Source organism: Lacticaseibacillus hegangensis, from assembly GCF_003946465.1.
Lineage (GTDB): Bacteria > Bacillota > Bacilli > Lactobacillales > Lactobacillaceae > Lacticaseibacillus > Lacticaseibacillus hegangensis.
Genome location: NZ_RHOL01000020.1, coordinates 14,341 through 33,683 on the forward strand (window position 1 = coordinate 14,341; position 19,343 = coordinate 33,683).

The window sequence follows — 19,343 nt, forward strand, 5'->3', positions numbered from 1 at the left end:
CCTATAAGTTGCGCAGCGCGTCGATCAAGCCGGTTTCGCCTTCAGTTTTCGCGTCCTTCATCTTGATTACCTTGGCCGGGACGCCGGCGACGACCGCACCCTCTGGCACGTCGTCGATGACGATCGCGCCGGCTGCCACGACCGCCCCTTTGCCGACGTGCACGCCTTCGATCACCACGGCATTGGCTCCGACCAGCACGTCGTCTTCAATGATCACAGGGGTGGCGCTGGCGGGCTCCACGACCCCGGCCAGAACCGCGCCGGCGCCGATGTGGCAGTGCTTGCCAACCGTCGCGCGGCCGCCCAGCACGGCGCCCATGTCGATCATCGACCCGGCCCCAATCTTGGCGCCGATGTTGATGATGGCCCCCATCATGATTACGGCGTTGTCATCGATGGTGACATGCTCGCGGATGATGGCGCCGGGTTCAATGCGGGCGTTGATTTTGCTGATGTCCAGCATTGGCACGCCGGTGTTGCGGCCCGTGGTTTCAACGCGCAGCTGCGAGATGGCGCCGCGGTTTTCATCCAGCCACGGCGAGAGCTTGGCGGCATCCCCGTACAGCTGGCCGGTTTTGACGTCGAGAAAAGCCTGGACGCCGGCCGGCACCGCCGTCAGCTTTTCAATGTCCCCTGCCAACGTCACGTGCATCGGCGTGGTTTTCGGGGCGCTGGCGATGTAATCGATAATTTGTTCCGCGTTGAATTCAGCCATGTTTTTTCCTCCTAGAAATGAAAAAGTCCATCCGGCAACGCTCGCCAGATGGACAGCAAATAGTCCAATTAATTGACGATAGCGCCCCGCATTGCTGCGACAGTCCGCCGGATCTTCTCCAGCAGCCCAACCGCTCACCGTTAACACGCCGGTGAGGATTTCGGCGGTGTTCCCTTTTGCCTGCCTTCAACGCATGTGCTTTGCTCGGGCAGGTTACTGATGGCGACCGCAACCTCTATCTTTTTCGTATGTGATTGACATTAGCTTACGATTAAAATACCTAGCCGTCAACCCTTGACATGGACCAACCGCTTTGGGTATGTTGGAGCCAATTGATTAGAGAACGGGGAGACAAAAATGAAGGTCATCAAATTTGGGGGCTCATCGCTGGCCACTGGGGCGCAGCTGGCTAAGGTCATTAAAATTGTGCAGGCCGACCCAACGCGCCAGGTCGTGGTCGTTTCGGCGCCGGGCAAGCGCGACAAAACCGACGTGAAGGTCACCGACCTGCTGGGCCAGCTGGCCGACCAAGTCCTCGCGGGCAAGGACCCGGCGGCACTGATTGAAACCATTCTGGCACGCTACACTGAGATTCAGCAGCATTTTGGCCTGACCGATGACGTGGTGGCGCGCCTGCGTCAGCACCTGCAGCAGCTCGCTAAGGCCACATACCCCGGCGTGGACTACCTGCGTTCAGCCTTCATGGCGCAAGGCGAGCACATGAACGCCCAGCTGGTGGCTGCCGTGATGGCGCACCTAGGCATGAACGCCCGGTTCGTCAGCCCCAAGGCGCTCGGCATCACCCTCACCGGCAAGCCCGGCGCCGCCCTGGTGGCAGACGACAGTTATGCCCGCCTCGCGCAGTTCACGCTGCAGCCAGGCGAAGTCATTGTCGTACCCGGCTTTTACGCTTACGACGCGGCCGGCAACGTACTGACCTTTGCCCGCGGCGGCTCGGACATCACTGGCTCGATCCTGGCCAAGGGGCTTTCCGCTGACCTGTACGAAAACTTCACCGACGTGTCCTGGGTCTACGCCGCCGACCCTAAAATCGTTGACCACCCGCGGGCTATCAGCACCCTGACTTACCGGGAAATGCGGGAGCTCGCCTACGCCGGATTTTCTGTGTTCAACGATGAGGCACTGATCCCCGTGATCGAGGCGGGCATCCGCGTCAACATCAAGAACACCAACGCGCCGGACGACCCAGGCACCATTATCGCCCCGACCAAAAACGTCCAGCACCATCACCACATCACCGGTGTTGCAGCGAAAAAAGGCTTCACCGCCTTGTACCTGCACCACTACCTGATCAACCAGGAAGTCGGCTTCACCCTGAAGCTCCTGCAGATTCTCGCCAAGTACGGTGTCTCGTACGAGCACATGCCATCAGGGATCGACGATTTGACCCTGATCATCGACGAAAATCAGCTGACGCCGCAGATCAAGGACCAAATCGCTGCGGAAGTCCGCGCCCAGATCCACCCCGACGAGCTGGAATGGCTGCCGGATTTTGCCATCGTCATGGTCGTCGGCGAGGGCCTGTACGCGCGGCCGGACCTGGTCGCCCGCATCATGGTCGCGCTGGCCGACGCCGGCATCGAGCCATCAGTCATCAACCAAGGCGCCTCGAAAATCGGGCTGATGCTGACGGTGCCAACGGCCAAGGCCGCAGCCGCCGTCTCCGCGATTTACGCGCTGAGTTGCAGCAAACAATCCGCCGCGGCCAAGTAACCGGCCGCACGCAAAAATCGGCCAGACCGACGCCTTTCTCGTCAGTCTGACCGGTTTTTAGTTCGACCAGGTAAAAATGCCCCAGCGCTTAGTCGTCTTCGGCGGCTTGAGCGTCTCAAACCGCTTGACCACAATGCCGGACGTAGCCTCAGCCCGGGCGTCGACTGCCAGCAGAAAGTCCACCAGCTGGGACGTGAGTTCGTCGGTGTGCCCTAGCGACTGCACCAGCCGCGCGTCCAGCCATGCACTCGGGATCCGGTAATCGTCATACCAGCGGCGCACCCCGTCGGCCGGTTCCTCGTCAAACCGCAACACCCCGTCGATCTGGCGCGCGACCTTGGCAATGTCCATTTTTCTGACCTGCGGGCCGAACAGCCAGCGCACCTCAAAGTCTTTTTCCGGCTCAAAATCGTAGAGCCCGGCCAGCGAGTACTTGTCCTGCAGGCAGCGAATGCCCATTTTTTCCAGGCTGGCGGCCGCGGCCTGCCAGCCCTTATCCGTCCGGGAGGCGCCGTACACCAAAATCTCCAGGTCCTTGTCGGCTGCCTTGGTCGCAAACGCCCCGGCGGTCGACCCGCGCATCAGGTCCAGCGTGATCAAGATCCCGGTGAGCATTCTGCCGCCTTTCACCGGATCCATCATGCCAAACAGGCGACTGGGAATATCCTGCACAATGGTCGGGTAATTGGCCAAATACCGCTTCAGGTAAGGCGTGCGGTAGCGGACCTGCGGCGCCACCAGCACCGCGTCGATGTGGGTGCCGATGTCGTAGGCCGTGTCGGGCCGGACCGCGTCCACGCTGCCGTAAGTGAACACTAAGTCCGTGGTCGAAACCCGCTCATCCTGAAGAAAACTGCGAATGTCATCCATGCGGGCGGTCAGGCTGGGCTCGATCGTGTTGATGCCCTTGACCATCCGGGCGCAGAACAGGCTGGAAGAACCGCCGCCTGCACAGCAGAATAATAGATTCAAATGGCCGCCTCCCCGTATTCGTTGCCTTCTATTTTATCACATAAAAACAGCGGACCGGCGTAACCAATCCGCTACTTCAGGCTTTTGGGAACGGTCTTAGAACTTGTAGTTCCAGGCCGGCACTTCGGTACTCTTGTAAGTCTTCTTGATCACGTTGGCCACGGCCTTGGTCTGGTATGCCTTCACGATTTTCTTGTACGTCTTGTTGTTCTTGTCCTGCTTGCGGGCCACGATGATGTTGATCCATGGCTGCGACTTCTTGGTGATCTTCTCGCGGTAAATCGCCTTTTCCGGGTTCAGCTTTGCATCGACGGCAATGCCGGAATTGATGACCGACGCGTCAACGTCAGACAGCGTGCGCGGCAGCTGAGCGGCGTCCAGCGGCTTGACGTTCAGGTCCAGCTTGTTGGTCTTGATGTCGGCCGGGGTCGGCAGCTCGGTGTTCTTCAGCGTGATGAACCCAGCGGTTTCGAGCAGCTCAAGCGCGCGGCCTTCGTTGGTCGGATCGTTCGGGATCGAAACCGTGTCGCCTTTTTTCAGATCCTTCAGGCTGGAGATTTTCTTGGAGTAAACGGCTAGCGGCGCCAAAATAGTCTTGCCGATGCTGACCAAACTGCCCTTGTTGGATTTGTTCCAGTTATCCAGGAAGAACTGGTGCTGGAAGGCGTTCAGGTCGATGTCGCCAGCCTGCAAGGATGAGTTTGGCTGGTTGTAATCGCCGAATTCCTTGATCTTCAGGTTAATGTGCGCATTTTCCTTGTCCAGTTGCTTCTGCACGGCCGCCCAAACAGTCTTATCCGCGCCGACAATGCCGACTGAGACGTTCTGCGTCTTCGGTGCCGCGGAAGCACTCTTGCCGCATCCGGCCAACAACGTGCCCAACGCAACGGCTGCAACAGCCAAAACCTTAAAACGTAATTTCATGATGATTCCTCCTCGTATTTTCCCTTGTGGGTGAAACGATATTGAATGGGTGATGGTCCCCGTGCTTCTCTAGTCGCTCGTGCAAGCACGAGCGCCGTCGAGTGGCAGGCTGTAAACGGCAAGCTACGCATGGCTGATTGTAAGGCAGCAGAGCTGCCAACAATCAGCTCAAGCCGTTAACAGCCTGCTCAAAAAAGGTCCGCCCACTTCTAACATGGTTAGTTAGAAGTGAGCGGACCCACGGTACCATTCTAATTCGGCTGGCGAACCAGCCCTCAGCAACAGACAAACATCTGTGTGCGAGATAATGGTCGCCGTCCATCACAGCCTTGCTTTTGCTCGGTGTGCCTATTATGTCGAGCCATCTTCGCGCTGCCTCACTACCCCGCTCTCATCAACTCGGGTTTTCTGGTCAGTCCCAGCTGCGCTACTCACTCAACGTCGTTTCATTAATTTTTAACTTAAGGCCAGAATAGCACAGCAAATTTTAATGTCAACCATTGCATTTTAAAAAGTTTACGCCTATGTTTTGATGCGAAGGAGTGATCACAACATGAACGAAGCAACAGCATTTTTGCAGCAATTAGTACAAATTGATACCAGCACGGCCACGACCAACGAATCACAGGTCGCGCATGTGATTCAACAAAAACTGGCGGCGGCCGGGATCGACAGCAAGTTGATTCCTTACGCCAAAAACCGCGACAACCTGGTCGCCGAGTTTGGGACCGGCAAGCCGATTTTTGCCTTCACCGGGCACCAGGACGTCGTCAACGTCGGCGACCTCAGCAAGTGGACTTACCCGCCGTTTGAGGCCCATATCGAAGACGGCAAGCTGTTCGGGCGCGGCGCTTCGGACATGAAGTCCGGGCTGGCCGCCGAAGTGCTGGCCTTCATCGCGCTCAAGCAAAGCGGCTTTAATCACCATGTCCGCCTGATTCTCACCATCGGCGAGGAGTACGGCGCGATGGGTGCCCAGCAGCTGACCGACGCCGGTTACGCCGACGACATTGACGCGCTGCTGGTCGGCGAGCCGACTGCCGGAAAAATTGAGTACGGCCATGCGGGCTCGTACAACTACAAGGTCAAGAGCTACGGCAAATCCGCTCACTCGTCCCTGCCGGCGCTGGGCACCAACGCCATCGTCAAGCTGACCGACTTCATCGTGGCTGAGCGTCACCTGTTTGACGACGTCCCGGTCGATCCAGTCATCGGGCCGCTGGTTCACAGCGTCACGGTGCTGAAGGCCGGCGACCAGGTCAACACCATCCCCGACTACGCAGAACTGGCCGGCAATATCCGGCCGACCCCGAGCTTCATCAACGAAAAAGTCACCGCGCGGCTCCAAGACGCCGTGGCCAAAATCGATGCCAAGGGTGATGGTTCGCTGAAGTTTGAGCTGACCCACACCTTCTACCCGGTGCTCACGCCCACCGACAGCAAGCTGGTCACCCGCGCCAACGAGGCCATCGAATCCGTCAGCGGCAGCAAATTGCCGCTAACTGTTTCCCATGGCGCCACGGACGCCTCTGACTTCACCAAGTCCAAGAACAAGTTTGAGACCATCATTTATGGTCCCGGCAACGAAGATAAGATGCTCAGCCACCAGGTCAACGAGTACGTCTCCCTGGACCGCTTCCACACGGTCATCAAGGAGTACGAGGCCATCGCGCGGCACTACTTCGACTAACGCTTGGGCAATCAAAAAGGCGAGGAATCAGCTGATCCCTCGCCTTTTGTGTGGCCGAAAAATTAATTTTGGCCCAGCAATTCTTTCAGTGTCGGCGCCTTTGAATCTTTTTCAGACAACTGCTCGCGGTCTGAAGGGTCGATGGCGATCGGCCAATCCACACCCAGCGCGGGGTCCAGCGGGGTCAGCGCAGTGCCGGCCATTCCCTTGACCCATTCGTTGTCGAAGAAGTACAGGTACTCGGTGCCGTCTTCCAGCGCCTGGAACCCGTTGCAAACCCCTTGGGGCACGAAGACCTGAACGCCCGGCTTAAGCGGCACGGTGGCCACTGCGCCCAGCGTCTTGCTGTTTGGCCGCGTGTCCACGTAAACGCCCAGCGCTGACCCGTAAGCCACCGTGACCAGCTTGTCCATCGCCTCACCGTGCAGGCCGCGTACGGCGCCGCGCTTGGAGCGGGTCAAGTTGATCTGCCGCCAGGCGCCAATCGTTTCCGGCAGGATATCGGCATAACTGCTGCCGCGGTATAATTCGCGCACCGTGCCGCGGTCATCCGTCACCATTTTGGCGCTGATGACCTTGAGGCCGTCAATCTTTGAGTCCTTTTGTGCTAAAGGTTCGATCTTGGTTTCCATTTTGCTGCTCCTCATCATTCAATTGGCCCGGCCGCTGATTTACCGGCGGGTCCAGTGTTCTATTTTATCATTCGTGGCAATCAGCACCTCGTCGGTCATGCCCAAAAACAGGCCGTGCTCGACGACACCGACCGTGCTGTCCAGCATGGCCGCCAGCCCGGCCGGAATCGGCAGCGGATCGACGTGCAGGTCGATGATGTAGTTGCCGTAATGCGTCACGTAGCGGCTGCCATCGGCCTTTTGGCGAAACGCGGGCTGCAGGCCCTGCGCCTCAAAGCGGCGGAAGTTCTGCTCACACGATACCGGCAGGACCTCGACCGGCAGCGGAAAGCCACCAAGCCGGTCGACCACCTTGCTTTGATCGACGATCCAGACGTTGTGCTTGGCGTTGATCGCGACGTTTTTCTCCAGCGTCAGCGCCCCGCCGCCGCCTTTGATGCCGTCGAGGTGGTGATCGACGCGGTCGGCACCGTCAATGCACAGGTCCACCTGGTCAATGTCGGCCAACTCGCTGACCGTGAAGCCGTTTTGCTCGAGCTGCTCCTTGGAGCGATTCGACGTCGTGACGATTGCCTTCAGATTCAGCGGTGTCTGCTTGTTGCGCGCGCCCAGCAGATCAATAAAAAACGCCACCGTTGAGCCGGTGCCGACGCCGAGCACGGTGTGCGGCTGCACCATCGCGACCGCCTGCGCGGCCGCTTGCTTTTTCAGTTCATCCTGAGTTGCCATGATTGCCTCCTATTTGTTGCACCATTCAAAGCCAGGCTTGGTCTACTACCTTAAAAGGTCAAACATTTGCCACATATAACAAGAGTACACTAAAAAAACGATTACGGTCCATCTAAAACTCGCTGATGAAGTCAGCCAACAGCTTCTTACTCGCCATCTTGATTAAGGCGTTTATTATCGGACGATCGGACGCACCCAGATACAACGCTAATGAACTGCTCGATAATGGGCCTAAAAATATTGCTGCCAGCTCCTGCGCAGTGACCTGCTCGCCAGAACCCGCTTGAGTGAGCTGAACACCACTTTTGCTCATTGTGTACACACCGCTATTCCAAGGTGCCACATCATCAATCACCCGGAATCGCAACTCCTGAACGCACCCATTTTTGTCGACCCACATCTCAAGCAATGCTTTGATATCGATTATTCTGACCATTGTATCCAACCAAACTGATTGCTCTATTCTAGGATCCGAGAAATCATAACTCATCTGGTGAGCAGCAGTGGAAGTATAGCCAATTTCGAATACATTAGCTGCATGGGCACTTAAGAAATTCCAAAGTTGCCTGCGCACTTCATTCGACTCATAAATGAAATCGATAATCTCCATCCTTGTTCCATCCAGAGAATAACTCACATAGCCAACATAGTCTCCACTATGCACTGCAACTGCATAATTTAAATCTGGATGCTGGGTTTCTTGCCTCCGCCACCATTTTTCGTCTCTAACGTGCATTCCATGTGTTTGAAGTGCGACTTCAAGATACAGTGCTCTTATTTGGGAGCGGTCCATTTTATCTTTGTTTGAAGGAGCAAAGCGATGAATCAAAATTTGATTATTTGTATCAAAATGAGGAAATTTTTCCGAGGTTAAGTGGTATCTTATCCTTTTTGTAAAAATATCATATCCGAATTTTCGATAGAAAGCGGGAGAAAATGGCTGTAGAATCGATAGCACAGACCCAGATTTCTTCCCACTTAACAGGCTTTCTCTGATTAAACTTGACGCAATCCCGCGACCTCTTGCCTCTGGATAAACTCCGACATGGTTGACTCCCGTTGCCTTAATCTGGTCTCCATAAAAGGAAATCTGCAGCGGAAGATTTATCAACTGTCCGACAAGATTGCCATCGTCGAATGCACCAATGCCGTCCCCCATATCTAACAAGCAATGATAGTCTGTACGTTTTTCAGGCGTATACGCTGAGTGAAACACGTATCTACGCAGATCTTCCGACGCTGAGATATCGTTCTGAGTGAAATGTCGAATCAAGCTCACATCCCCCTTATTTTTTGAATTTTGCCTGATAATCTTTAACTAGTTTGCGGGAGGCCTCAACTCTGCTAAAGCTCTGTTTAAATGTTCTACTGAAATATACATACAGGACGACGTCAATAACATAAAATTGGCCTGTAATCGAATTTGTAGCACCCACTCGAATATCTGGTTCCATCGGATTCATTGTCTTAAGAGCTGCGTCAGCAAGTATCGAAAGCTGGTTGCGCCCAAAGCGTGTGAGGGTAATCAAAAAGATTCCACGCCGTTTGGCATATTCGGCTAAATAGATTAGTTCCGGAGTTTCGCCAGAGTTAGAAATCAGCCAGAGCGTATCATGAGTTGTCGCCGCACTCAGCTCGGTGAGGAAAACGTTCATATCGTTATCCTTGACAACATGAACACCAATTCTAGACCACTTCTGATAAATGTTCTCCGCTGCTAAAGAAGAAGCACCAATACCGAATACAAACAAATTTCTGGTCTTGCGAAGCCTAGAGACAGCTGTCTCGCATTCCTTGGCGTCCAGCAGATCCTTAGTTTGCTGAATGTTGGTAATATCGTTTTCGGCAAGTTTGTCCCGTATTGATCTAAATGATTCGTTTGCCTGAATATCCAGCTTGGGGGCTTTCTTGGTCGATTCCTCAGATAAGTCCTTAGTAAGCATTATTCGCAAACCAACGTAAGAATCGATGTCCAGTTTTTTTACCATTCTGACAACAGTCGCTGCGCTTGATCCAGCTGCCCTTGCCAACTGATCAACAGTCAGCTGAACGACATGTTCAGGATGCTTAACCACATAATCAGCAACTTTGGTTTCAGCGGTTGTTAAATGATTCTTACTTGCTTCAACACGATCTTTAAAGCTCATAGTCTCTTTTTCCTCCCTAGAAAGAAAGAAGTCCCGATACTAAGTATCAGAGACTTCCTCTAATAGTATACGAAAGCTATCTAGAGTGGCCTTTAGATGCTCTTTGAAGCCGGCGAACCCGCCTTGCGAGCCAGCCGCTGCCTTCTCCGGCCATAATCATCTTGTAGTTCCGAGTAGAAGCCATGAAAAACACTATCCCACCAAATAGGAAAACTACCTGAGCCGCCGCTAATATGACTCTGTTATGTGTGAGAATAACAGCACCAATTAACAAGGCAAAAGAAATAAAGCCGACTAAGATGCCATTGATTCTGCCACCCGAGCTATATACCGAATCAACTAGTTTGAAAGCTACCCAGAACAAGAGTCCAAAGATCGCTATTAAACCTAATGTATATAGATAAACCATGCTTAGCCTCCTCTCAATAACGCCAGAAGCGTCTTGTTTCTTCAGAAAACGAGTCAGTCAACGGTGAAGCAATCAAAGAATCTAGATCTTCCTCGGTTTGCAGGGAAGCGCCGGCAAGGTACTCAATAAAATGATGAGCAGTCCCAATCTGTGGCGAAACCAAACTATCGTTAAATTCATTTGGATACATGTGAACAAGCGCTTTCAGTACTATATATCCTAACATTAATGGCGACCAGTCGGAAGTCATTATGTGAAATGAAGTTCCCTGGCAAACCTCGCCTTCATGCTTAGAGGAAAGTGGTTTAAACCACACAGGCTGAAACCTCACACCACTCGACGGAAAAATTTGGGTCAGATAATGAGCAAATTGATCAGCATTGATCCATGGTGCACCAATTTGTTCGAATGGCCTGACCGTCCCGCGGCCTTCAGAGACATTAGTTCCTTCTATGAGACACAGGCCCGTGTACAATTTCAAGGCGCTCAGCGTCGGCAGATTAGGAGATGGCGGAACCCAAGGCAGTCCGTTTTGAGTGATAGTCAAATCAGGATTCCACTCTACCATTGGCACCACGTTCAGGTCAGCCTCTGGCACGAACTGTTCACGCATCCATGTCGCAAGCTCACCAATGGTCAGTCCATAGCGATTCGGTAAGGGCAACTGGCCAACAAAGGAAAAATAATCAGGTTGCAGCTTAACACCCACCGGAGTTTGGCGTCCCAAAGGCAACGGCCGATCCATCACAATTAATGGAGTACCGACCCGTGCTGCAACTTTCATCGCCTCAAGCAACGTATAAATATAGGTGTAGTACCTGACCCCAATATCCTGAATGTCAAATACCAAAGCATCAATATCCTCGAGTTCACTCGACTTTGGCGCACGCTTGTCCCCATAAAGGCTCACAACGTCAACTTTCAGTCGCTTATCGTAGAAGCTTCCAACAGCCTCTCCTGCACCTGCAATTCCGTAAAGGCCATGCTCCGGAGTGAAGATTCTAACAAGAGTTGCGTCCTTACGGATCAAGTCAACCGATGAACGAAACCGTTGATCCATTCCTGTAAAGTTCGTAATAAGCGCAACGCGCCTATCAGTGATAATGCTCCGATAGACGCGTTCGTTTTCAATTCCTAGTAATGTCATTAGCCTATCCTAAACATCTTTTCCGTGGCTTCTGGAATTTCTTCCTCATCAACACTATCGACGGAATAGAATTGGTTACCAGCCGACATTTTTTGCTTAAATTGATCGATAGCATCAGGCGACCCCTGCACCTCAACAACAACCGTACCATCAGGCGCTTTAGAGGAAACTCCTGTCAGATGAAGTTGCATTGCGTACCGTTGGGCGACATACTTAACCCCACCTTCAGATAGTTTGCCATGAAACGTCAATTTTTTCCGCATATCGATCTAGTCCCTTTCTATCAAAAACTCAAAAACTATGCCTGTGTGGAGACTGTGCCGGACGTCTTAGCTTCAGCAGCTTCTTCGTCCTCTTCCGCTTTCTCCTCACGTTCCTGCTTCAACAACTGTTTATCATACATCATCGTGAATGGATAGTAGATGACCAAGTAGATTGCGAAGTTAATAACCATGAGTACAATAGCGCGCCAATCAGCTTGAGTGATCATATACCCCATTATTGGAAATGGTACAGTAAACGGTGCGAGCATTGAAGTCTTATTGACAAGGTCAAAAGTCATTGCTAAGTACGTCAGAGTCGTCGTGATAAAAGGCCCAACGATAAATGGAACCGCCAAGAGCGGATTCAAGACAACTGGTGCCCCAAAGATAATCGGCTCATTGATGTTGAAAATGCCAGGAACCAATGCGAGACGGCCAACCTGCTTGAGATATGCAGATTTCGCAAAAAACGCTGCAATCAAGCACAGTGCCAGCGTACCACCTGAACCGCCAATCCATACAAATGTGTAGAAACCTTCTGTCGCAATGTTAGCAGCGGCATGGCCGGCAGCGACGGCATCTGCATTCTGCTGCCAAAGAATCAGCCAGAATGGGCGAACCAAGTTGCCGATAATCGAGTCCCCATGAATACCAGTCGACCACAATAGTGTGATTAACAGCGGTGGGATAATCAAACCAAAGTACGTATTCATACCAACGTTGACAATTGGCTTAAACAATGTCATGAGAACTTCGTTGATATTGAAGTGCAGCCAGCCAGTGATCACCCAAACAACAATAATAACGACCGCAGATGGGATAATAGCCGCGAATGAGCGAGATACCGACTCTGGAACTTGATCTGGCATCTTGATCGTAATGTTATGGGTGGCGCAAAAATGAATTACCTCGGTCGCAAAGATTGCGACGATAATTGCTGAAAACATACCAGCCCCGCCAAGATAAGTCATTGGCATTACCATGCCAAGAGCAGTCTTGGTGTGAACCGCATCCACAGCGTTTACGGGAATGGTGGTCATTAAGAAAGCACCCATTGAGATAAACCCGCTTGACAGTGCATCAAGCTTCTCTTGCTTAGCTAATGAGTAGCCAATCCCAAACGCAGCATAGACAGCCATCAGCCCAACAGTGATTCGGTATGGCAGCATGATTGTCGCCACGTATGGGGCAACAAACTTAGTCCAAGCGCCAATTGGAAACTGAGCGATTAAAACGAAGAAACTACCTAACATGACCAATGGCATTGTGGCAATAATACCATCACGAATAGCTACCAGATATCTATTCTGAGACAGCTTGACCATTGGAGGCATTAGATGAGCTTCGACCCAATCCAAGATTCCTTTCATTGTCCAAACTTCCTTTCTGCAAACGCTTAATTTGCAACTTCAGTATAGCATCTCGTTTTAATATTTCAATGATTTTATGAAAAAAGTGAAATTTTGTTTCTGAGAAGGACTTCACGCTTCAAATTGAAATTTTGCCCAAGGATATAAATACTTAAGTAATGGCAATTCCTCGCTACGAATCGACCCAATCTTGTTTTTCCTAGAGTCTTTGTGTTCGGTTAAAACTACCTGGAGTTCATTCTTGTAAATTCCAAAACCGTCATTCCCTATCAAAATGTCTCCCACCTTAAAGGTTTCCTTATTATCGTGAGGTGGATTGGCTACCTCGCGATACTTTACACGAGACATCGTTGAGCGAGCAACTAGGGCATTCGCATCCCCTCGACGATAGTGCTTTTCGTTAAGGACAATCTTTCGCTCTACGTCACTAATAGCGGAAACAAAATCGACTTTAAAGCTAAGCATATACCGATTCATCCGACTAAGATTACTGAGTTCTTCCTCGCTCGCATATGCATTCCCAATGATCACATCATCAATCAGACCGCTCATAAACATGGACTTGGCTTGAACGTCAACCGGCAAATAGCGGTCTGTCTCACGAGTAGGGAGACCATCGTTAACATTCCAAGGCCCCTGATTGCCTACCTGTGAACTGACGAATGCAGCGGTATGAATCCCACGGGATTTAAATCGCTTACTGCAACTCTCAAAAAATGCGTCGGTCAGCCCTGTCCCCACCTGAGGGTAGAAGTTGTGGCAGCCATATAAGAATGGCTCGTTCGCGCGATAACTTAAGATATTGTCCAGATAACCCGTATCATTGCTCATATTAAGCTCAATGATCAATCCCTCTGGGTTATATGAAAGATCAGCTTCAGTGATGCCATTGAACCCTTGATCAAGTCGGACGGCTTTTGCACCGATTTCCTTGAAGAAAGATAGATCTGTGTATGAGATACCAAGTTGGTCGAAGATACGCGGAGAGATATCCAAAGTTGTTGCAAAACCATGGCGATTACCAAATTGAATTATCTCAGAAAACTTTTTCTTTGTTGCCTGAACATCTTTTGCTTCTAGCATGCTCATAAAAATTCTAGTGAAGCCGTACTTCTCACCTAACAACAGGTACTGTTTGTCTGCATCCTGATTACTGTGATCAGGATAGATGGACAAACCCAGTTGACGCATCGTCATATTTCTTTTCCTCCTTGGTTTGATTGGTACCAGTAAAATACTCCGGAAGCATTGTTTCGGTCTGATGTTGTAAACTCAGCGCTGGGGAAAACGTCCGAAACAAAGCTTTCAAATGCAGTCCGATAAGTCAAATTGCGCTGAAGCACGGTTCCTGACTCTCCGACAACCGGATTGGTCTGCGCTGGGTATCGTGAGAGAATCAGGATTACTTGCCTACCCAATGACTGTGCGGCATCTTCAATAATCCTTTCAGCCTCTGAATATGAAGATGATAATTCAGCAGTGATCATCGCGAGCTTAGCAATGCCTTTCCGATCTGTTCTGTAGATGCTAGCAGCCAGCTCAGGAAACTCTGAACAGCCACTTTTACGGAGAAAAGCGTGCATAAATGACGTGTCGTCCTGACGATCATATGAATCAGCCAACATTCTTAGCGTTCGGCGTGCGATATCAAAGGCGCTGCCCTCGTCTCCAATGAGATAACCCCAACCACCTACGCGATCGGTCCGGTTTCCAAATCTCGAAAAGACTGCCGAACCAGTTCCTGCAAGGGCTAAAACCCCCGATTTTCCCGAGAGAATATTCCAAACTGCTAGCGTCGCATCACTCATTAAAATAATTGGAACATTAAAATGCTGGGCTAACTGCTCCCGCAACTGCGGTGCAGTTCCCGCTGTATCAAGGCCAGCAACTCCAATCACTACTGCTGTACACTCGGACAGTGAAAACGTTTTGCCTATTTTAGAGATAATCTTGGTCAAGTTTTCTGCAGTATCGGAAAAGCTGATCAGAATATTCCCCTGTCCACCCGTGAAGGTCTTCCTAACTGATCCATCCATGTCAAGCACCTGGGCAACAATATGAGTTCCGCCGCTGTCGATCCCAACCAAAAACGACATTTGTTTCCTCCTCAGTCTATTGACTATCGTTGAGAGTACGGTTACATTATAGGCATAAGAAATAAAATTTCAACTTTGAACCGATATTTAAGATTATATATTTCAGGAGATCTTAGAATGGCTAACTTAGCACTGACTTTCTCGTCCACAATTTTGAAAGGTCAAAACACAGTTCATCTAATTCTGCCTGACAAACCATTAGGGCAGAAAATACCGGTCATCTGGTTGTTACATGGACTCGGAGACGACGGAAGTTGTTGGATCAGAAAGACTCGTCTCGAACAACTAACAACCGATGTTAACGTTGCTGTAGTGATGCCTGATATGGGAAGGTCTTTTTACCGAAACCTCCCTGGAGGCTTGCACTACTATATCTACCTCTCTGAAGAGCTGCCAGAATATCTCCAAAGTCTATTTCCCCTATCAAGGCAAGCAAGCGAAAATTTCTTAGTTGGGAACTCAATGGGCGGATACGGTAGTTTTTACTGGGCAGCGCACCAGCCGGAGAAGTTTTCGTACGTCGCAACCCTGTCACCTGTGACTGATTTATCGACGGTTCCAAGCTTTATGCCAGATTATGAATCTAGCCTAGGGTCTAAACCAGCTGCTCTTCCAACTCTTTTAGATGAATTTGAAACTAATGCGTCTAAGCTTCAGCATCTGAATTGGTTGACGCTGGCAGGCAAAGATGACCAGCTAACGCATGCTAGTGTTGCCTTCGCAAAATCGGCGCGGGATTCACTCGGTATCGACATCAATGAACATGTTCTGCCTGGAAAACACGATTGGACATTCTGGGATCAAAACCTATCTACAATCCTGTCGTGGCTACCGCTTAAAAAAATTGACCGTGTGGGAGGAAACAATTATGAACGTGACTGAACAACGAAATTCTAAGACTATGCATATCGATGAACAGTCAACTTTGCAAATCCTCAAAACGATCAATACTGCGGACCAAGAAGTTCCCAACGCCCTTGCAGAGCCGCATTTGCTAACGACTTTAGCCCAGATGGTAGATAGCATCGTCAATGTTTTCCATAACCAGGGACGACTCTTTTACATCGGTGCTGGCACCAGTGGACGATTGGGCGTCCTAGACGCATCTGAGTGCGTGCCGACATTTGGAGTCGAGCCAAGCATGGTACAGGGTGTTATTGCGGGAGGCGAACGAGCGGTAACTGAACCTGTTGAAGGTGCCGAAGATTCAACAACTCAAGGTCCTCTGGATTTGAAGGAAAGACAATTCAGTGCCAAAGACTTCTTGGTTGGGATTGCGGCTAGTGGCAGAACACCATATGTAATTGCCGCCTTAAAGTATGCTCGTAAATTAGGCAGTAAAACTGGGTCAATCAGTTGCAATCCCCACTCCGAAATTAGTCAGTATGCTGACTTTCCCATTGAGGCTGTCGTGGGCCCCGAAATTTTAACCGGCTCTACACGAATGAAGGCCGGAACTGCCCAGAAGCTACTTCTTAATATGATTTCTACTACTGCGATGATTCGGTTAGGAAAAACATACAGCAACCTGATGGTGGATCTAAAGCCGACTAACACTAAATTGAACGACAGGGCACAGCGCATAATTTCTGAAGCTACTGGGGTGTCATCCGAGCGCGCACACAAGTTCTATTTAGCCTCCGAAAAGCAGCCAAAGGTCGCGATTGTCATGATCATGTGCGACGTTTCCCGCGACGTTGCGCTTAAACTGCTAGATCACTCGAGCGGCCATATCGCGGATAGTATTGAACTAGCAAAGAAACCTCGTCTGAATAGCTAATCCTACTGTCATTAACCTAAACTGCATCTGGACTATCACCCAAAATTCAGTCATTTTTTCTAAAACGCTTGACTGTTCTCTAATCTAACCGTATACTCATTTTCAACAAATCAAATTGCCATGAGAAAGACCAGTAATCGATCATCCCCATTCAGCGAGCTTCGTCAGGTGCAAGGAAGCATGGGAGTAACCGGTGAATATCCCTTTCGAGCAGGGCCCCGAACCAAGAGTAACGGGTCATGGCTGCCACCCATTACAGTGGCCGTGTATCGCCTGCGGGCCGTACATGTCGAGGCGAGGCTGGCGACAGTTTCGCGTACTCAAGGTGGTAACGTGCACAAGCACCCTTGATCTCCAGGTGGAGATCGGGGTGCTTTTTCTTTTTCTCATGGCAAGCGCATTAGCGCAGGAGGAATGTTTGATGGACTCATTGACGGAACCAAAACTAAAAACGCGTGACTACGTGGTGGTCGCTTCAATGCTGTTCGGCCTGTTCTTCGGCGCCGGCAACCTGATTTTCCCACTGCACCTCGGCCAGCTCGCCGGGGCTAACTGGCTGCCGGCTGCCCTGGGCTTTCTAGTGACCGCGGTGGTCCTGCCGCTGCTGTCGGTGCTCGCCATTTCCGCCACGCACGCCAAGGGGGTCTATGACGTCGGCCTGCCGCTGGGCAAATGGTTCGCCCTGGCCTTCATGATCCTGATCCACGCCACCATTGGCCCGCTGTTCGGCACGCCGCGCACGGCAACGGTCGCCTTCACCACCGGGGTCGCGCCGATGCTGCCAAAAGCCGCAGCGCAAGGCGGCCTGCTGGTCTTCTCCGCGCTGTTTTTCCTGGCGGCCTTCCTGCTGTCTTACAAGGAAAATAAAATCACCAGCGCCGTCGGCAAAGTGCTGAACCCGACCTTCCTGGTGCTGCTGTTCGTCCTGTTTTTCGTCGGCTACCTGAACCGCATGGGCAGCGTTGGGGCCGCGGCCGTGACGGCTGATTACAAGTCAGCCGGCTTTCTGAACGGCTTTTTGCAGGGCTACAACACGATGGACGCGCTCGCCGGGCTCGCCTTCGGGGTCACGGTGGTCACCGCGGTGCACGGCCTCGGCCTGAAAAAGGATGGTGAGGTCGCCAAATTCACCGCCAAGGCCGGCGTGCTGGCCACTGCCGCCATCGGCCTGGTGTACCTCCTGCTGATCGGGCTGGGCGCCATGTCCGTCAACCGCTTCGCCGTCAGCGCTGAAGGCGGCACCGCGTTCAACCAGATCGTCACCTATTACTTCGGCGCCGGCGGCCACGCGCTGCTGGCCGCGATGCTGACCCTGACCTGCCTGACCACGGCAGTCGGACTAGTCGCGGCGTTCGCGCAGGACTTCCACAAGCATTTCCCCAAGGTCAGCTACCGCGCCTGGCTGGCGATGATGAGCTTCGCGTCGTTCTTGACTGCCAACTTCGGCCTGGACACCATCATCCAGTGGTCGACGCCAATGCTGATCTTCCTGTACCCACTGGCGATGGTCCTGATTGGCCTGTCCGTTGCCTCGCACCTGTTCCACCGCGACCCGGTCGTCTACGGCTTCGTCGTGGCCTTCACCGTGGTGCCTGCGCTGTTTGACATGGTCGCCTCGTTCCCGGCCGTCGTTTCGAAAAGTGCGTTCGGGCTGACAGTCACCCACCTGCGCGACGCCTACCTGCCATTTGCCAGTCTCGGCCTGGGCTGGGTCGCCCCTGCCCTGATCGGTCTGGCGATTGGCCTGACCATTCACTTTGTCCGCCAGCACCAGACTGCGGCGGCATCCGAACTGGACTAGACACTGCCTGCCGCTTCGAAGTTCTTCCCAAAAGCCTTAGCGGCAGCCTTGTGCGAAAAGGTTTATGTCAATTTCGTAAATGCCAGCCCAAACGGTTGGCATTTTTTTGCAAAGGTGAGATACTAACTTTAAGTCAGTGCCACCCAAGGAGAAAAAATGGATGCACAACTCACCAATTACCTCATCAATCAGGCCAGCGGCGTGGTGATCGCGTACCTGCTGATTACCCGCGTGGAGCACCGCCTCGATGTGCTGATTGAAGAGGTCACCAAGCTGACCAAGGAAATCGCCGCCGTCGGGAAGTTGGGAAGTGAACTCAATGGCTGAACTAGTCGCTGATGTCTCCTCCTGGAACCCGGACACCGCCGCCTTCTTCCAAACCCTGAAAAAAGTCGGGACCAAGGCCGTGATCGTCAAGCTGTCTGAAGGGACCAGCTACCGCAACCCCAAGGCGCCGGCCCAGATCAAAAACGCCTGGGCCGCGGGCATGCATGTTCACGGCTACCACTACGCCAAGTTCCAAACCGTCGCCCAGGCGCAGGCCGAGGCGCGCTACTTCGCCGCCACGGCTAAGCTGCGCGGCCTCAACCACACCAGCGTGATGGCGCTGGATCTGGAGGACGCCAGTATCAAAGGCGATACGACCGCCCGCGTGGCCGCGTTCATCACCGCACTTAAGCAGGCCGGCTATCCAAAAGTCGACCTGTACACCAGTGCCAGCTGGATCTGGTACAACCGCGTGAACCTGGCGAAGCTGCCGAAGCTCAACCTCTGGATTGCCCGCTACCAGGCCAACCAGCCCGGCGTGAACAACGTGGGCACTTGGCAGTTCACATCCGACTTTCACGGCCTGAAAGTCGACATGAGCTACGATTTCTTTGGCTTCTACAGCAAGGTTTAGACACTGCAGCGCCCGTCATCCCTAAGCGATGGC

Annotated in this window: 20 protein-coding genes and 1 riboswitch; of the genes, 7 read left to right on the forward strand and 13 right to left on the reverse strand. The window is 52.2% G+C overall.

Going from position 1 to position 19,343, the window contains the following annotated elements:
* Position 1 precedes the first annotated feature (1 nt).
* Positions 2–715 (reverse strand): 2,3,4,5-tetrahydropyridine-2,6-dicarboxylate N-acetyltransferase, encoded by a 714-nt coding sequence (gene dapD / locus EKM86_RS07425; protein ID WP_125756617.1) that lies wholly within the window; start codon positions 713–715, stop codon positions 2–4.
* 71 nt (positions 716–786) lie between these two features.
* Positions 787–961, reverse strand: a riboswitch (Lysine riboswitch).
* 111 nt (positions 962–1,072) lie between these two features.
* Here dapD and EKM86_RS07430 point away from each other — a divergent pair.
* Entirely contained in the window at positions 1,073–2,449 is a 1,377-nt protein-coding gene (locus tag EKM86_RS07430; RefSeq protein WP_125756619.1) for an aspartate kinase, read from the forward strand.
* Positions 2,450–2,506: 57 nt separating this feature from the next.
* Here EKM86_RS07430 and EKM86_RS07435 read toward each other — a convergent pair whose 3' ends face one another.
* Positions 2,507–3,421 (reverse strand): PTS sugar transporter subunit IIB, encoded by a 915-nt coding sequence (locus EKM86_RS07435; protein ID WP_125756621.1) that lies wholly within the window; start codon positions 3,419–3,421, stop codon positions 2,507–2,509.
* A 96-nt stretch (positions 3,422–3,517) separates the two neighbouring features.
* On the reverse strand, positions 3,518–4,345 hold the full coding sequence (locus EKM86_RS07440) for a MetQ/NlpA family ABC transporter substrate-binding protein (protein ID WP_125756623.1): 828 nt from the start codon (positions 4,343–4,345) through the stop codon (positions 3,518–3,520).
* Between the two features lie 553 nt (positions 4,346–4,898).
* Here EKM86_RS07440 and EKM86_RS07445 point away from each other — a divergent pair.
* On the forward strand, positions 4,899–6,035 hold the full coding sequence (locus tag EKM86_RS07445; protein WP_125756625.1) for an ArgE/DapE family deacylase: 1,137 nt from the start codon (positions 4,899–4,901) through the stop codon (positions 6,033–6,035).
* A gap of 62 nt (positions 6,036–6,097) precedes the next feature.
* Here EKM86_RS07445 and EKM86_RS07450 read toward each other — a convergent pair whose 3' ends face one another.
* The 10 genes from EKM86_RS07450 to EKM86_RS07495 form a co-directional block, all read right to left on the reverse strand.
* Positions 6,098–6,667 carry a dTDP-4-dehydrorhamnose 3,5-epimerase family protein gene (locus EKM86_RS07450; RefSeq protein WP_125756627.1) on the reverse strand — a complete coding sequence of 190 codons (570 nt, stop codon included), beginning with the start codon at positions 6,665–6,667 and terminating at the stop codon, positions 6,098–6,100.
* A 39-nt stretch (positions 6,668–6,706) separates the two neighbouring features.
* A complete protein-coding gene (gene rpiA, locus EKM86_RS07455) occupies positions 6,707–7,396 on the reverse strand; it encodes a ribose-5-phosphate isomerase RpiA (RefSeq protein WP_125756629.1) in 690 nt (229 codons plus the stop codon).
* A gap of 112 nt (positions 7,397–7,508) precedes the next feature.
* A complete protein-coding gene (locus tag EKM86_RS07460) occupies positions 7,509–8,669 on the reverse strand; it encodes a GNAT family N-acetyltransferase (RefSeq protein WP_125756631.1) in 1,161 nt (386 codons plus the stop codon).
* Between the two features lie 13 nt (positions 8,670–8,682).
* The gene (locus tag EKM86_RS07465) at positions 8,683–9,543 is read right to left on the reverse strand and encodes a MurR/RpiR family transcriptional regulator (protein WP_125756633.1); all 861 of its coding nucleotides are present in this window, start codon (positions 9,541–9,543) and stop codon (positions 8,683–8,685) included.
* Positions 9,544–9,619: 76 nt separating this feature from the next.
* Positions 9,620–9,952, reverse strand: coding sequence for a hypothetical protein (locus EKM86_RS07470; RefSeq protein ID WP_125756635.1), 333 nt, complete (start codon positions 9,950–9,952; stop codon positions 9,620–9,622).
* Positions 9,953–9,965: 13 nt separating this feature from the next.
* Positions 9,966–11,099 carry an exo-beta-N-acetylmuramidase NamZ family protein gene (locus EKM86_RS07475; protein ID WP_125756637.1) on the reverse strand — a complete coding sequence of 378 codons (1,134 nt, stop codon included), beginning with the start codon at positions 11,097–11,099 and terminating at the stop codon, positions 9,966–9,968.
* Positions 11,099–11,362 (reverse strand): acylphosphatase, encoded by a 264-nt coding sequence (locus EKM86_RS07480; protein ID WP_125756639.1) that lies wholly within the window; start codon positions 11,360–11,362, stop codon positions 11,099–11,101. The genes EKM86_RS07475 and EKM86_RS07480 overlap by 1 nt, the downstream gene beginning before the upstream one ends.
* Before the next feature lie 35 nt (positions 11,363–11,397).
* A complete protein-coding gene (locus EKM86_RS07485; RefSeq protein WP_125756641.1) occupies positions 11,398–12,732 on the reverse strand; it encodes a PTS sugar transporter subunit IIC in 1,335 nt (444 codons plus the stop codon).
* Positions 12,733–12,843: 111 nt separating this feature from the next.
* Entirely contained in the window at positions 12,844–13,929 is a 1,086-nt protein-coding gene (locus EKM86_RS07490) for a DUF871 domain-containing protein (RefSeq protein ID WP_125756643.1), read from the reverse strand.
* Positions 13,926–14,828: a BadF/BadG/BcrA/BcrD ATPase family protein gene (locus tag EKM86_RS07495; RefSeq protein WP_125756645.1), complete on the reverse strand. Its 903-nt coding sequence runs from the start codon at positions 14,826–14,828 to the stop codon at positions 13,926–13,928. The genes EKM86_RS07490 and EKM86_RS07495 overlap by 4 nt, the downstream gene beginning before the upstream one ends.
* A gap of 117 nt (positions 14,829–14,945) precedes the next feature.
* Here EKM86_RS07495 and EKM86_RS07500 point away from each other — a divergent pair, with 117 nt between their 5' ends.
* The 5 genes from EKM86_RS07500 (at position 14,946) to EKM86_RS07520 (ending at position 19,310) form a co-directional block, all read left to right on the forward strand.
* Positions 14,946–15,710, forward strand: a complete 765-nt coding sequence (locus EKM86_RS07500; RefSeq protein WP_125756647.1) for an alpha/beta hydrolase — start codon at positions 14,946–14,948, stop codon at positions 15,708–15,710.
* Positions 15,697–16,608 (forward strand): N-acetylmuramic acid 6-phosphate etherase, encoded by a 912-nt coding sequence (murQ, locus tag EKM86_RS07505; RefSeq protein WP_125756649.1) that lies wholly within the window; start codon positions 15,697–15,699, stop codon positions 16,606–16,608. The genes EKM86_RS07500 and murQ overlap by 14 nt, the downstream gene beginning before the upstream one ends.
* A 421-nt stretch (positions 16,609–17,029) precedes the next feature.
* Positions 17,030–18,409 (forward strand): branched-chain amino acid transport system II carrier protein, encoded by a 1,380-nt coding sequence (gene brnQ / locus EKM86_RS07510; RefSeq protein WP_125756651.1) that lies wholly within the window; start codon positions 17,030–17,032, stop codon positions 18,407–18,409.
* A 156-nt stretch (positions 18,410–18,565) separates the two neighbouring features.
* A complete protein-coding gene (locus EKM86_RS12505; RefSeq protein WP_225350801.1) occupies positions 18,566–18,736 on the forward strand; it encodes a YvrJ family protein in 171 nt (56 codons plus the stop codon).
* Positions 18,729–19,310 (forward strand): GH25 family lysozyme, encoded by a 582-nt coding sequence (locus EKM86_RS07520; RefSeq protein WP_125756653.1) that lies wholly within the window; start codon positions 18,729–18,731, stop codon positions 19,308–19,310. Before EKM86_RS12505 ends, EKM86_RS07520 begins: the two co-directional genes overlap by 8 nt.
* Positions 19,311–19,343 lie beyond the last annotated feature (33 nt).